Here is a 14,457-nt window from a genome sequence, read left to right as displayed (position 1 = left end):
CTGCGGCGCCTAGGGGCTCGAGGTCATAAGCCATTCCGACATTAAGGTTAAAGTACAACCTTCCTGCCGGACTGTCTTTTGCTTGTCGCCCCTGGACAAGGCGCCTCCGCTTTTCTATGAATCTCCAATAATATTTTTCATGTAGGACGTGGCTTCATCTATGGTTTCAAATAATATTTCTATATCTTCCTGAACATGGGTTACCTTTATTCGCCATTTTTTCTTTCCTATTTCATCGATGTCTGCTAAATGAAATCGGATAACAAATGAGGCAATCTGTTTTTGCTCCATCCTTTTCCCCCCTAACTGGCGATTTTCTCCTCAGCTTTTTGCTCCTCTTTTTTCGAACGATTCAGTTTTAGCTTTTTCAATGTACCGACAATTCCCATTGGAAAGAACATAACGGCTAAAATATATATGATTCCGAAGAAGATAATCCAGCGCTCAAAGATCCAATGGACCTTTGCCAATTCAGTTAGCCAGTGATGGGCAAATTCGATGAGACCGGCTCCAATAATCGCCCCAACTAAAGTACCGACTCCTCCGATGATTGTCATTAGCAGGGCATCTAATGTTATATCCATTGTGAAAACACTTGTATTAACAAAACGCAGTGACATTGAATATAGAATCCCAGCAATCCCCGCCATAACACCAGAAATGACACTCGCAACCACCTTATAATGAAGAATGCTATACCCAAGAGATTCTGTTCTCTGTTCATTTTCACGAATCGCTTGCAGAACTCTTCCTAAAGGAGAGCTTGTAAACCTTCTTAAAATTGCAAACACGACTATCATCGTTACAAGACAAATAAGATAAAAATCAGTACGATCTTTAAAAAGATCAGGAATTCGAAATGTAAAACCATCATTCCCATACGTTACAGTTCGCCACTTCTCAGCTAAAACAAGAAATAGACCTGAGAAAGCAAGTGTTAACATTGCATAAAAATGACTCTTAAGCCGTAATGTTAATAATCCGAGAGCAAAGCTTACGACCGCAGATAATACAATTGTTACCAAGACCGCTAGAAGAAAGTACGGAATAGTTGGATCAAATCGCTTCATAAACACACCGATTGTGTATGCACCTATACCAAAAAACATCGCATGCCCAAATGAAACAATTCCGGTATAGCCAAGCAGAATGTCATAGCTCATGGCAAAAATGGCGAATATAAATACCTGTGTTAATAAAATTAGAAGTGTTCTAGATTCATATATAAATGGCAAGACGAGGAGAAAGACCGCTGTTATCACGTACAAAATGTTCATTCTATTGTTCATTGATATTCTCATCTCCTCACCCCTTCAATCCAAACAAGCCTTGTGGTCTAAAAATCAATACGACTGCCATTAAAAGCATATTCACTGCTAAAGAAAGTGACGGAACATAATATGCCATAAAGGAGCCAGATACACCTACTAAAATGGCTGCTAAAATAGAGCCTGGAAAGCTGCCCATTCCTCCAATTACAACAACGATGAAGGCCAGGATTGCAAATTCTAGGCCCATTTCTGCATAGATAACTCCTGAATAAGGTCCAAGCATAGCGCCGCCAAGTGCTGCCATCCCTGCTCCAATCATAAAGACAAGCATAAATACCTTCTGAATATTAATACCGAGAGCCTGAACCATTTCTTTGTCCATAACCCCCGCTCTTACAATCAACCCTATTTTTGTGTTTTTCAAAATGTATTGAACTATGCCAAACACGAGAATACCAACTGCAATAATAAATACTCTATACTTGATAATAATGACATTGCCAAGCTCCCAGCTTCCTGCTAAATAACTCGGAGGTGAGGCGGATATCTGATTAGGACCCCAGACCACTTTAAGTAGCTCTGACAAAACAAGCATTAATCCGAGAGTGATTAAGATTTGCTGAACATGATTTCCATAGACTGGTTTTATTATCCATCGTTCTGTAAGCAATCCAAGGATAAGCCCTGTCAAAATAGCTCCAGCAATTGCAATCAAAAAGCTTCCTGTTGTCGCATATATCCATGTCCCGCTATATGCTCCCCATGCAAAAAGCCCTCCATGAGCAAAATTTAGAACATCCATTAAACCAAAGATTAGTGTTAACCCTGCTGCAAGAAGAAAGATTAGCATTCCAGTCGCAAGGCCGTTCAATGACAAATTGATTAATACATCCATGACTTCTCCTCCTTTCCTTACGCAATCCCTAAATATTTTCTCCTCATTTCTTCATCTTCTTTTAAAAGGTTCATTGATCCTTCGCTTACTGTTTTTCCATCATCAATAATATAAAACTTGTCTCCAATTGTGCTTGCCATCATGAAATTCTGTTCCACGAGAACGATTGTTGTCTTTTCCTTCATTTGCAATATTGTTTCCATTACCTTTTCAACGACAATTGGAGCCAGCCCCTTACTTGGTTCATCAATTAATAAAAGATCATTTTCATTTATATATGCCCTTGCAATGGACAGCATTTGTTTTTGCCCTCCACTTAAGAGGCCTCCTTGTTTTTTCCAGAATTTTTTTAAATCTGGAAATAGCTCTAGTATCCAATCTAATCTTTCCTTTGTTGCATCATCATTATTTTTCATAGCTACTTTCATATTTTCTTCAACTGTTAAACCTGAAAAAATCCCCTGATCTTCTGGAACATAGCCGATGCCTTTCTGTGCGACCGTGTATGTCGGTAAGCCTTGTATGGCTTCCCCCTTATAAATGACCTCTCCCTTTGATGGAGGATTCAGCCCCATAATCGTGCGAAGAGTTGTTGTCTTTCCAGCTCCATTTCTGCCAAGCAGGACTGTTACATCACCTTCTCGCACTTCAAAAGAAACCCCCTGCAAAATATGATACTGTCCTATATACGTTTCAACTTCACTAAGCTTTAACTGAGTTGACATCGTACAACCCTCCTAAATACGCGGACTGAACAGTCTCATTTTTCATGATTTCATTTGGTGTTCCATCAGCAAGCAATTTGCCATTGAATAAAACCATGACGGAGTCTGATAAATCCATAATCATATCCATTTTGTGTTCAATTAATAAAATCGTTCGATCGTTTCCACGCTTGATTTTTCTAATAACATCCAAAATTGCTGGCACTTCTTCTACTGACATTCCTGCTGTCGGTTCATCAAGAAGGAGAACCTCCGTATTTAGTGCTAAGAGCATAGCAATTTCTAGCTTTCTTTTCTCACCATGTGCTAGATTTCTTGCTACAATCTCCTTCTTATTGTCAAGAAACACGAGTTCTAACCATTCTGCAGCCTTTTCTTCATATATTCGATATTTCTTATAATGGGCAAGCATTTGAAATCGGGTACCTGCTTGGGATTGGACCGCTAGCCTAACGTTTTCCAATACTGTTAAGTTTGGGAAAACATTTGTAATTTGAAAGGAGCGACCTAGCCCAAGACGTGTTCTTTCTGTTGGTGACATTTTTGTAATCTCTTTATTTCTGAAAAAAATTTGCCCTTTTGTCGGTAATAATTGACCACTTAGTAAATTAAAAAAGGTCGTTTTTCCGGCACCATTAGGACCAATAATTGATTTAAAGTGATTTTTTGGTACTGATATATTGACACCATCTACGGCTGTATGACCACCGAAAGTAATGGATAGTCCTTTTGTTTCAATGATAGGTTCCACTATCTTCACCACCTACTACTATTCAAAAATTTATTAATAGAAAGAATGAACTTCGGTAACATGACCGAAGTTCATTCTAAGGAATAATTCCGAAGACCATTAGTTTCTAATCGGCGGTTCAGTCTCTTCTGGGCTTAGTTCACGCATTAATACTGGAACAGGGTAAGGTACGCCATCCTTCTTCTCGAGCTTAATTGCATATAAGGTTTGAAGTGCCTGATGATCTTCAGGACGGAAAGTCATCTTTCCTTTAGGTGTTTCAAAGCTCATCCCTTCCATTGCTTTAATTAATGTATCTGCTTTTGCATCTCCCTCTGTTTTCTTTAATGCCTCAACAATTGCGATTGCTGCACTCATCCCTCCTGGAGTGAATAGATCTGGGACCTCCCCGTTAAAGCGTTTTTTATGCTCTTCCACTAGCCATTTGTTAACATCATTACTTGGTAAATCATGATAATAAACAGTAAACCCTTCCATGCCAATAAGCGGCTCCATTGTTGCTAAAGCAGCAATATCTGGTGCCCCTGTGGAAATTTTTATTCCTTTTTCTTGAACCTTCATATCTGCAATTTGATTCCATGGAGAGTTTGCACCAGCCCAGATGACAAATAAATAGTCAGGCTTAGTATCGATAATTTTTTGAATATTTGATGTAAAGTCCGTTGCAGCCGGATCTGCGTATTCTTCATGAACAATTTCTGCTCCAAGCTTTATTGCAGCTTCCTTAAATGCTTGAACTCCATCCCGTCCGAAGGAATAATCCGGTGCCAGGGTAGCAATCTTAACACCTTTATCTGCAATTGCAGCAGCACCAGCAACAGCATCCTGTGAAGAGTTTCGAGCTGTCCGGAAAATATATTTATTAAATTCTGATCCTGTAATCGAATCTGCTACGGCTGGTTCTACCACCATAATCTTTTCATACTCTTCAGCAAGCGGCAGTACGGCAAGCGTGTCTCCTGAGCTGGAGGAACCTACTAAGAAATCTACCTCATTTTCCTCAAGAAGCTTTGTTGCTTTCTGTACAGCGACTTCAGGCTTCGTTTCTGTATCCTCTATAAATACTTCAATCTTTCGGCCTGCTACTTCCCTCGTACCGTTTGTTGCGTAATCAAGTCCTAGTTCGAATCCTTGTAAGGTTTGCTTTCCATAGGCTTCCAACCCACCAGTCTGTGATGCAAGAACACCGATTTTGATCGGCTCACTGTTTTTTGTTTCAACCGGTTCTTTTGAATTATTCTCCTCATTTCCAGCTTTATCTGAGTTGCATGCACTAGTGAATACCATCACTAAAATCAGAAAGCATATAAAACCCATTTTACGAGACAGTGCTCTCATCCTCTTTCCCCCTAATGTTTAGTTAAATAAAAGCTTCTCAACTCTAAAACAATCATATTGAATGAGGGTTACAAATGAGTTACAAAATAGAAAAGCGCAAGCGACTTGCTCAAAAAGGAACGCAGGCTAATTACGCCACGTCCTGTGGCAACGCCTGCATGACCTGGATCCTGCAGGCCTCAAGCATAAGACGAGCCTCTCTGAAAGGTGTTCTTTACCTTTCTGGGAGGATTGGCTTATGAACTCGAGGTCGACAAAAACGCGACGTCCTGTCGCATTGTCGACACTAGTACGTCCTGTACGTCGGGGCTAGTCGCTCCTTCTAAAAGCTACCGCTTTCAGTCGTGCGATGTATAGCTGTCGAAGCTTTCCTTGTGGAGCTAGACAAAGAAAAGCGGAAGCGACTTGGTCTAGGAAGATTGCAGCCAAAATAAAAAGCAGCCTTAAAGGGCTGCTCAGAATGAGTTCAAAGTATTTCCGGCTTCTATTATCATTTCATACATATGGCGTGTCGGATCAAGTGGAGAAACTCCAAGTTCCTCTTCTAGAGTCTCACAGCATTTCTGATACCACTTTAGAGCAAATGGGCGATTGTTTTTCCTATAATAGCAATACATCATGAGTCTATAGGCTTCCTCCCATGTTCGATCCTTTTCAAGAATTTTTCCGCACCAATGTATGGCTTTATCATATTCTTCATTTCTTACATAAAGCTGTGCAAGCTTTTCTGCTGCTCTTATAAAATAGACTGCTAACCTTTCTTTTTCATTAATACACCAGTCTTCAAATCTACGTTCCGGCAAATAATCCCCCTTGTATAATTTTAGTCCCTTTTCCAAGTAATCCTTTGCCTTTTCCTGTTCATTTTCTTGTAATCCAGAGGTAATCCAATGTTCAAAGCTATGACTGTCTAACTCTAGTACTGCATATGGATTTAATCCATATGCAGTACCTTCTCTAATAATAAAAAATGGAGTACCTCTAGCCTTCCTATTTGGTTCTAGTACATTATTTAATGCATTCAAAGCTACTTTAAAGTCACGAGCAGCACTTTTTTCATCCTGGTCAATCCATAGAAGCTGGTAAATTTCATCCTTTGGAATTAATTTATCGTGATTAGTTATAAATAATTGTAGCAATTCTTTTGCTTTCCCTCGCTGCCAGTCCTTTTCTTCTACTTCCCTCTCTCCTAGCCATACTTGAAATTTACCGAGAGTATGGACTCTTAATGTGTATCCGGGATGAGAATCAAGCTTTGATAGATTCATTTCCTGAAGCAGCTTTGCTACATATCGCGTCATGATGTTCTTCTTCTCTGCCTCAATCAGCATAGGTGCAAATATTTGTAAATCCCTTGGTCCTAAAAACGTCCTTTTATTAAATATATATTCATATTCTCCTGTATGAACTTCTTTTAATAGAAGAGGGAGATATTCAAGAAATGATGAAGAATCATTTTGACAATAATAAGTGTATGTTTTCCAAAATAGACAGAGCATGTATCCATATTGGTCCCCGCACTGATTGAAAATTTTTGTTGATTTATCGATATATGCCAAACCATTTGTGAAGTGTCCGCTATAAACAGATGCTATTCCCATTGATAGCTGAATGAGAGCCGATAACCAAATGTCTTTTACCTTTTCCGTTTCAACTAGAGCTTCTTCCCCAGAAGCGATCGCTCTTTCATATTCTCCTTTATTTCCATATAGAATACATAGTCCCATTAATGGCTCTGCTTTTCCTCTTTCTATTCTTAGCCTATTCATGATTTCAAGAGCTGTATCATAACACTGTTTGGCTAAATTTTTATCATAGTCATTCACAATTTGAATGGCGTGTCCCATTCTAATCCAGCCACAAGCCTCTACATACAGTGACTTGGTGCTAATCCCATTCTGTATTCCTTCCTGTGCATAGGATTTAGCTTGAATACCATTACCACAAAAAGCCTCTATTAGTGATAGCAGAAGCTCAGTTTCCCTATGAGATTGAGGCAATACTGATTTCTCTGCAGTTACCGTTTCCTTTTTATCATGAACCAATATTTTTTTAGCTTTCTCAAATCTTCCGGTTCTTAAATATAATCTAGCCTCTAAATTGCCATTAAATTGTGGATTATTCAAAAGCTGTGCTCTTTTAATCCATTTTTCTGCCTTTAAATATTGTCCCGAGTTTAATAGATTCTCTGCCAGAAGCTGATAAAGCTTACCCGTTTCTCCCTCTGATTCAATTTCATTATTTTCTCTTATTTTAATTGCCTGATAAAGAATTCTTTCCGCTTTATTCGGCTGAGTCGTATCAAGATAAATTCTTGCCTGCCCTTCTAGTGCTCTACTTATTTCTAATAGATTATTTTTATCAGCAGCTATTTTTGCAGCTTTGCCGTAACATTCCTCCGCTTCATTGTACATAGAGCGGTAACGAAGAACCTCTCCCTGCAAAAACCAGAGGGAATAGAACTTGTTCTTATCATTATCAGAAATGGACATTAAGCGGTCATAAAGATTTTCTAGCTTTCCATTTTCTAACATCATTGGTCCCACTTCATTTAGGACAGAAGCGACAGCATCTTTTAAATTGATTTTTTCATAATGGAGCAAAGCCTCTTCCCACCGCTTTCTCCGTTCAAAATATCTCGCAGTAAGTTCATGCAATGCTCGATTGGATTCGGGATATTTTTCTTTTAATTGGCTCTCCAAAAACTCTTTGAATAAAGCATGGTACTTGAATTGTTTATCTCCAATTCGATAGATGAAAAGATTTTTTTCTACAAGTTGCATAAGTATGGCTAAAGAGCCATTCAAGCCTAATACTGAATCACAAATCTCTTCGTTTAATTCATCGAAAATACTTGTTTGTTCTAAAAACTGCTGAAGAAGTGGTGGCTGCTTCGCAAAGACCTCTAATGCTAAATATTGAAATAAATCCTGAAGGGACTGGGACGGATGTGCACATAGACCTGATAGATCTTCATGCTCAGGAAATTGTTGCGCAATCATACCAATGGCAATAACCCATCCCTCAGTTAACAAATAAATTTGTTCTAATTCTTCTTCTCTAACCTTTACATCATAATAATCACTAAGCAGGAGCTCCGCTTCTTCCATTGTCATAATAAGATCATCTTTCGTAATTTCAAGCAGCTGATTACATACCTTCATTTTTGTAAGCCTCTTCCATGCCGGGCGGCTGCGGCTTGAAATGATCAAATGTATATTGGCTGGAATATGCTCAAGGAGAAGCTCCATCCATCTATTAACTGTATAAGATTGTTCAATCTGATGGAAATCATCAAGAATAAGATATAGTTCATCTTCTATCGTAAACAGTTCATTAATAAATAGTGAAGCAAGCATACTTATTTCTTCTTCTCTTATGTATCTGTCCATATCCTTCATGATCAAAGTCAGATCCCTTCCAAACTCAGGGAAAGAAGCTTGAATCGTGTAAATTAAATAAGATAGGAAAGGTAGAATATCATCATCTGCTGCCGTTATCGAATACCAGCAGCATGTCTTTTTTTCGTCCTTTACAAATAGAGCAAGCGCTGTACTTTTTCCATAGCCAGCACTAGAATGAATAATTGTTAACGGATATTGGGAAATCGTTTTCATTTTTTTCGATAGGGCCGCTCTTCTAATAGATTCTTCCTTCACATTTGGAACAAGAAGCTTTGTTTTAATTATAGGCATGGATATATACAAGGTATTCCCTCCCCTCTGGTCATATTTTTCCGATATCAATATTTACATTAATTCTCCAATTAGTTTCCTTTTTCCTTCTAAAGAAAAAAGGACCCGATTTTTATTCGAGTCCTTGCGAAAATGGAAGTCAATTATGTTTATCGTCTAAATTAGAAGGAAATATCCATCTCATTTATCGGCCAATATCTTAAGTTAACCTTTCCGACTACTTGATCTATAGAGATGAAGCCATAGTGACGGCTATCCCAGCTTTTAGGGCGGTTATCCCCAAGGACAAACAGCTTACCTTCTGGAACAGTTTCCTCCCCAGTAGCCTCCATTAAAGTGAAGTCAGCTGTGAGCATGCTCCCAAATGCTTCTTCTTGATAGTTTTTACGATACTTATCAAGATATGGTTCATTTACTTTTTTGCCATTAATATAAAGTTCATCATTGCGATATTCAATTTTATCCCCAGGAAGTCCAATGATTCTTTTCACAAAATCTTCTTCCTCATTATGATGAAAAACAATGACATCAAATCGCTGCAGCTCTCCAATTTGATTTCCCATCTTATTGACAATTAACTTATTGCCAGTTTCGAGGGTTGGCTCCATTGATACACCTTCAACAACATAATTGGAAAAGAAAAATGTACGAATAAAAATAAAGATGATCATCCCAATCGCGAAAGCCTTTATCCACTCAATACCCTCTTTTTTAATGCTCTCTTTCAAGTTTGCTCTCCCTCCTTGTTCAGCTAGTCAGTTCTTACTTTTGAAACTTCCTTTCTCTTTCCATTTTAATATTCATTTTTATTTCTATTCTCTTTCCAACATACCAAAGAATAAAAATAATAATACCAACAATCGCAGAACGAGTCGGCTGTGTAATAAGTGATTTTATATCATATCCGACGAAGCTGATAGTAAAAATCATAACCATTTTACCTGTTAATACAGCGAGCATGTATTGGGCAATGCTAATTTTTGATAGGCCAGCTACAATATTTACAACTGCAGATGGTGTAAATGGAAAACATAATAAAATGAATAAAGGTCCAAATCCATGTTTTTCTACCCAGGCCATTAGCTTCTGAACCTTTTGATGCTTCTTAAGTACCCGCAACATCCGCTTTTGACCAAATTTCCGTACAATAAAAAAAACTAACAATGCACCGAGTATAGCTCCTATCCATGATAATAAAAAACCTAACCATAATCCAAATGCATTTGCATTTGCCATTACAAATAAAAATAGAGGTAGAAATGGCAAGAAAGCTTCAAGAAAGGGAAGCAAAATTCCCGGCAGTGGGCCAAATGATCTATACTTTTCTATTAGTTCCATTATATGATCTAGTGTTAGCCAGTCTTTAAGTACCTCGAAATCCATTCATAATCTCCTTGTTTATCAACAACTGCTTTTTATTCTTCTAATTAATGATTGTGCCTCATTACATATTTTTACCTCTTTCTATTTAATTGTACACCTATTTTGGTAAAAAGAATGCTAATTGGCTAAAAATTCATGAATTGCTTGCTTATTTTTTTCAAGATCAATCGCCAATACAGACCCTGCGCCGTTTACTCGCTGATTTGAATATGAACCATCTATCGGAATTCGTAAAGTATCTATGTTTACGTTATTTTGGGAGATAAAATCTTTTCCAATATAAAGAATATCCGTTGCATCCATATTCGTATTAACGAATGGCGTCATAACACCGACTAATTTTGGTAGTTTCGCTATCGTTTGAATGCTTTTAAATTGACTTGCAACCTCCGTAATTACCTTTTGCTGGCGTTCAACCCTACCGAAATCGCCTACTGCATCATGGCGGAAGCGAACATAGCCGAGAAGATGCTCACCATCAAGCCTTTGCAGTCCTGGTTGTAATGTAACTCCGATATTTTCGGACATTGCCTTTTCAACGTCAATTTCCACTCCCTTTGGAAAAGCTTCATCGATTAGATGGACAAAACCTTCAAAGTCGACGATTGAATAATATTGGAGATCAATACCAAAGTTTTCCTTGATCGTTTGTCTTACTAATTCGGGACCTCCAAATGCAAAAGCCGCATTAATTTTATTTTTCCCATGTCCAGGTATATCCACATACGTATCCCTCATTATAGAAACTAATTTGTATGAGTCTTTATCTGGATGATATTGCGCTATCATTATAGTATCTGAACGTGAAGTTCTCTCTCCCCGTTTATCGATTCCCAGAAGAAGAATGTTTGTTTCTCCGTTCTTGCCTTTATTCCCATGAAACTCAAATTCTTGATTAGCAACTCCTGTCTTATCTTTCGATTGTAATACTCCCTGCTTATATTGAAAATAAGAATAGCCTATTGTAGCGAAAAATAGCAGAAAAAGAATAAGAACGAATATTTTCCACTTCTTCTTTCTAGGCTTTTTATCTTTATATCTTTCTGATCTCATTTTAATTATCCTTCCTTCTATCAATAATAGAAATTTAACCTTCAAATATATATGACTATTTATCTTCTAAAAAAGTTTCTATTCTTCTGCTGGTATTTATTTACTAAAAGGAAATTTTAAGTTCATTTCGCTACGAATGTGATTACTTCGTACATCAAGGCTTGTTCAACGAATACGACGACAATTTCATTTTTACATAGAAAAAGCCCGTAGGTTCACGTTCAGAAAGTGATCCAATAGATAGATCAAAAATCTGACCGCATACCCCACAGGCATTTTCAATAATAGACATTAACAAGGCTTTACTTTAAGTAATCATTAAACCAGCCGGTAATAAAATTTAGACGGCAAATTCTTAGATTTGGTTTCCCGCTTCTTGATAATTCATGATTAGCATCTGGGAAACGAATGAGTTTTGTTTCCTTTTTACGATGCTTTAATGCAATAAATAATTGTTCTGCTTGCTCAATCGGACAGCGAAAATCCTTTTCACTGTGAAGAATGAGAAGCGGTGTTTCCATCTGATCTACATAAGCAAGAGGGGAATGCTTCCAAAGCGTTTCGATATCATGCAGACCACTCTTAATTTGCCAATCCGTAAAATAATAGCCGATATCACTTACTCCGTAAAAACTGATCCAGTTTGAAATAGAACGCTGTGTTACAGCTGCTTTGAAGCGATTTGTATGACCGACGATCCAGTTTGTCATGAATCCGCCGTAGCTTCCCCCCGTTACACCTAAACGATCCTTATCTATAAAATCATAGTTTGCCAATGCATAATCAGCAGCAGCCATAATATCCTCGTAATCTTTGCCGCCATAGTCACCTCGAACAGCATCGACAAATGCCTGACCGTATCCATGGCTTCCACGTGGATTTATAAATAGAACTGCATATCCGAGAGCCGCTAGGCATTGAAATTCATGAAAATATGAATTTGCATACATGGCATGTGGTCCACCGTGAATTTCAAGAACTAATGGATATTTCTTTCCCTCTTCGAAATGAACTGGCTTCATGATCCAGCCATGCATATCCCATTCATCAGATGTTTTAAATCGGATAGGCTCTGAATCAGCAAGAACAATCTCAGCTAAGAATTCTCCATTCACATTTGTCAGCTGCTCTAATTCACCTGTAGAGACATTTAACAGGAATAAATCCCCTGGGTATGATGGCTTGCTGATAGCGACTACAGCACGATCTACTTTTCCTCCAGTTGAAAGTCCATATACATGCTGACGATCCAATAACGCCGGATACATCACACCAGCTAAAGAACCATAGTATACAACTGTATTGCCATGATCAGTTGCAAGAAAATAAAAACTGTGATTATCTTCTCCCCATAGTATGCCAGGTGTCACTGCACCTTGCTGAAAATCCCCGATCGCATAGTCTCCAATTAATAAATCTGAATCACGAGTTAAACATTGGATTTTTTCTGTGTCCATATCATATATCCAAATCTTTGAAAGAGTTGCATTTTCGAATTCTCTTTCATGACCAACAATACCTATATATTTTCCATTTGGTGACCATGTTACATTTCCGAAGTAGCCCGTTCCCTCAGTTAGCTTTTTTAATTCTTTCGTATCTGTATGAATCACGAAAACATCACTGATAAAGCTCGCATCTTTATCCTCACTTAAATCAGCTGTAATAGCGATATATTTTCCATCTGGTGACCAGCTTTGCAGCTGATAATCATGTTCCCCTGAAGTCAGTAGCTCTACTTCTCCTTTTTGAACATCTACAATCGCAACTTGATTGTATTTCCCGTCCCAGAAACCATGAGCATCAGATTTATATTTCATTTTATCCACTTCAAGCGGGACTGGCTTTTTATCCTCTTTCTTGTCCTTCTCATCGGTTAAGGAAAATGATTCACCATTTTTTATTGCCATGTTAAATGCAATTTTTGTTCCATCTGGAGACCACACCGGATTTGATGCACCATTTGGACATGTCGTTAATTGGCGTGCCTCTCCGCCTGCTACGTCTATCACATAGATTTGACCTTTTCCGCTTCTGTCCGAGACAAATGCTAATCTTTTACCATCAACAGACCAACGAGGAGAAGAATTCCTGTTTTCCCCAAAGGTCCATTGAACAGGATTATTTTTTTCGTCTACATTTATGTAATATAAATTAGAGCAATATTTATTTTCCTTCTCTAGCATGGTTGTTACAACATAGACGCAATCCTTGCCATTAGCAGCTAGCTGCGGGTCAGCGACTGATTTCAGCTGATAAAGATCCTCTGCTCTTATCGTTCTTTTTTCTTTCATTTTGTTTCCCCTTCCTATTTTTGTTTTTAAATATTTCGACACTAGAAACAATTTTCCTGCTCTTTTTTAATTTTTAACTATGTTAAGCTCCCCTGTTAATTTCCGTTGCAGGCACTTAGCGATCGCGGGCGGTCCGGAAGCCTCCTCGTCGAAGTGCGCTCCTGCGGGGTCTCCCTTTGACTCGCTTCTCCCGCAGGACAATGAATAAGCTTCCTAGAATGATCACCGCACGAAGGAAATGCGTTAGCATTTTCGAGGATCTCGCGCCTGCAGCGAGAATCAACAACAAAATAGCATTATCAACACTGAGCTTTAACACAGCCTAATCTTTTGATAAAACGTATAAGGCATGTATTTTCAATTATGGGAAATGCTGAATTCATAACAAATTCGACAAAGGATGTCTCTTGCATTAAAAACACTTTAGCTATAAAATAAAAACAGAACAAGTGTTCTATTTTGGAGTATGAATAACTTTTTCTATTTAGAGAAATGTCTAGCTCCGCCGTACAAGGATGTACTAGTTGTGACAATGCGATAGGACGAGGCGCTTATGATTTGTAAATTCATTTCACTTTATAGGGGGAATGGCGATTATGACGAGAATCCCTGAAAAGGATCGAAATATTATAGAACAGGCTATCTATCTGCCAATGGTACTAACTATTTTAAATCGTGATCTTATCGTTATTAACAAGAGCCCTTTTAAGCTCAAACAGCCTTATTTAAATTTAATTGAGGAAACACTGAAAATTGTTCAAAAAGAACTGGCTGATGTAAAACGCTATATGAACAGTAATAAATTTAAAGTTGAGGAGCTAAAACGGGATGAAGCTTTTACCATGTTTATGTTCTTTTATAAAGGCTACGAAGAGCATCATAACTACTTCAATCCCCGCATCCGCAACAAAGTGCAAGAGTTATTGGAATTTTATCTATATAAGCGGCACTCAAAAGCTGAACTTTAGTAAAACTTGGCGTTCGCCAAAGTCCTTTTTGGCGAATGCCTTAGTAGTACTTATGCGATCTTATTAGCTAAAAAAACAGAAGCA

Annotated in this window: 12 protein-coding genes; 1 reads left to right on the top strand and 11 read right to left on the bottom strand. The window is 38.0% G+C overall.

The annotated features are described in order from the left end of the window. Positions 1-114 precede the first annotated feature (114 nt). From FSZ17_RS23320 to FSZ17_RS07860, 11 genes are all read right to left on the bottom strand, one after another. The gene (locus FSZ17_RS23320) at positions 115-291 is read right to left on the bottom strand and encodes a hypothetical protein (protein WP_156416255.1); all 177 of its coding nucleotides are present in this window, start codon (positions 289-291) and stop codon (positions 115-117) included. An 11-nt stretch (positions 292-302) separates the two neighbouring features. Next, a complete protein-coding gene (locus FSZ17_RS07905; RefSeq protein ID WP_228460304.1) occupies positions 303-1,289 on the bottom strand; it encodes a branched-chain amino acid ABC transporter permease in 987 nt (328 codons plus the stop codon). 16 nt (positions 1,290-1,305) lie between these two features. Continuing rightward, a complete protein-coding gene (locus FSZ17_RS07900; protein WP_057774379.1) occupies positions 1,306-2,166 on the bottom strand; it encodes a branched-chain amino acid ABC transporter permease in 861 nt (286 codons plus the stop codon). A gap of 17 nt (positions 2,167-2,183) precedes the next feature. After that, the gene (locus FSZ17_RS07895; RefSeq protein ID WP_057774382.1) at positions 2,184-2,891 is read right to left on the bottom strand and encodes an ABC transporter ATP-binding protein; all 708 of its coding nucleotides are present in this window, start codon (positions 2,889-2,891) and stop codon (positions 2,184-2,186) included. After that, positions 2,869-3,642 carry an ABC transporter ATP-binding protein gene (locus FSZ17_RS07890; RefSeq protein WP_057774386.1) on the bottom strand — a complete coding sequence of 258 codons (774 nt, stop codon included), beginning with the start codon at positions 3,640-3,642 and terminating at the stop codon, positions 2,869-2,871. Before FSZ17_RS07890 ends, FSZ17_RS07895 begins: the two co-directional genes overlap by 23 nt. A gap of 99 nt (positions 3,643-3,741) precedes the next feature. Continuing rightward, positions 3,742-4,980 (bottom strand): substrate-binding domain-containing protein, encoded by a 1,239-nt coding sequence (locus FSZ17_RS07885; RefSeq protein WP_057774391.1) that lies wholly within the window; start codon positions 4,978-4,980, stop codon positions 3,742-3,744. A 455-nt stretch (positions 4,981-5,435) separates the two neighbouring features. Then, on the bottom strand, positions 5,436-8,687 hold the full coding sequence (locus tag FSZ17_RS07880) for an AfsR/SARP family transcriptional regulator (RefSeq protein WP_228460303.1): 3,252 nt from the start codon (positions 8,685-8,687) through the stop codon (positions 5,436-5,438). Positions 8,688-8,836: 149 nt separating this feature from the next. Beyond that, on the bottom strand, positions 8,837-9,403 hold the full coding sequence (lepB, locus tag FSZ17_RS07875; RefSeq protein ID WP_057774394.1) for a signal peptidase I: 567 nt from the start codon (positions 9,401-9,403) through the stop codon (positions 8,837-8,839). Positions 9,404-9,437: 34 nt separating this feature from the next. Next, on the bottom strand, positions 9,438-10,058 hold the full coding sequence (locus FSZ17_RS07870) for a TVP38/TMEM64 family protein (RefSeq protein ID WP_057774397.1): 621 nt from the start codon (positions 10,056-10,058) through the stop codon (positions 9,438-9,440). A gap of 117 nt (positions 10,059-10,175) precedes the next feature. Beyond that, positions 10,176-11,111: an LCP family protein gene (locus FSZ17_RS07865; RefSeq protein ID WP_082625324.1), complete on the bottom strand. Its 936-nt coding sequence runs from the start codon at positions 11,109-11,111 to the stop codon at positions 10,176-10,178. A gap of 302 nt (positions 11,112-11,413) precedes the next feature. Then, positions 11,414-13,405 carry a S9 family peptidase gene (locus FSZ17_RS07860; RefSeq protein WP_057774401.1) on the bottom strand — a complete coding sequence of 664 codons (1,992 nt, stop codon included), beginning with the start codon at positions 13,403-13,405 and terminating at the stop codon, positions 11,414-11,416. A gap of 596 nt (positions 13,406-14,001) precedes the next feature. Here FSZ17_RS07860 and FSZ17_RS07855 point away from each other — a divergent pair. Beyond that, positions 14,002-14,373 (top strand): YhjD family protein, encoded by a 372-nt coding sequence (locus FSZ17_RS07855; RefSeq protein WP_057774404.1) that lies wholly within the window; start codon positions 14,002-14,004, stop codon positions 14,371-14,373. Positions 14,374-14,457 lie beyond the last annotated feature (84 nt).

The sequence above is a fragment of the Cytobacillus dafuensis genome (assembly GCF_007995155.1).
Classification (GTDB): Bacteria; Bacillota; Bacilli; order Bacillales; family Cytobacillaceae; genus Cytobacillus; species Cytobacillus dafuensis.
This window is presented reverse-complemented; position numbering and strand designations above follow the sequence as displayed.

Coding starts and splice junctions, on each gene's coding strand:
- FSZ17_RS07900 (WP_057774379.1), bottom strand. CDS start 2,166: ATGGATGTATTAATCAATTTGTCATTGAACGGCCTTGCGACTGGAATG.
- FSZ17_RS07895 (WP_057774382.1), bottom strand. CDS start 2,891: ATGTCAACTCAGTTAAAGCTTAGTGAAGTTGAAACGTATATAGGACAG.
- FSZ17_RS23320 (WP_156416255.1), bottom strand. CDS start 291: ATGGAGCAAAAACAGATTGCCTCATTTGTTATCCGATTTCATTTAGCA.
- FSZ17_RS07860 (WP_057774401.1), bottom strand. CDS start 13,405: ATGAAAGAAAAAAGAACGATAAGAGCAGAGGATCTTTATCAGCTGAAA.
- FSZ17_RS07855 (WP_057774404.1), top strand. CDS start 14,002: ATGACGAGAATCCCTGAAAAGGATCGAAATATTATAGAACAGGCTATC.
- FSZ17_RS07865 (WP_082625324.1), bottom strand. CDS start 11,111: ATGAGATCAGAAAGATATAAAGATAAAAAGCCTAGAAAGAAGAAGTGG.
- FSZ17_RS07885 (WP_057774391.1), bottom strand. CDS start 4,980: ATGAGAGCACTGTCTCGTAAAATGGGTTTTATATGCTTTCTGATTTTA.
- FSZ17_RS07870 (WP_057774397.1), bottom strand. CDS start 10,058: ATGGATTTCGAGGTACTTAAAGACTGGCTAACACTAGATCATATAATG.
- FSZ17_RS07905 (WP_228460304.1), bottom strand. CDS start 1,289: ATGAACAATAGAATGAACATTTTGTACGTGATAACAGCGGTCTTTCTC.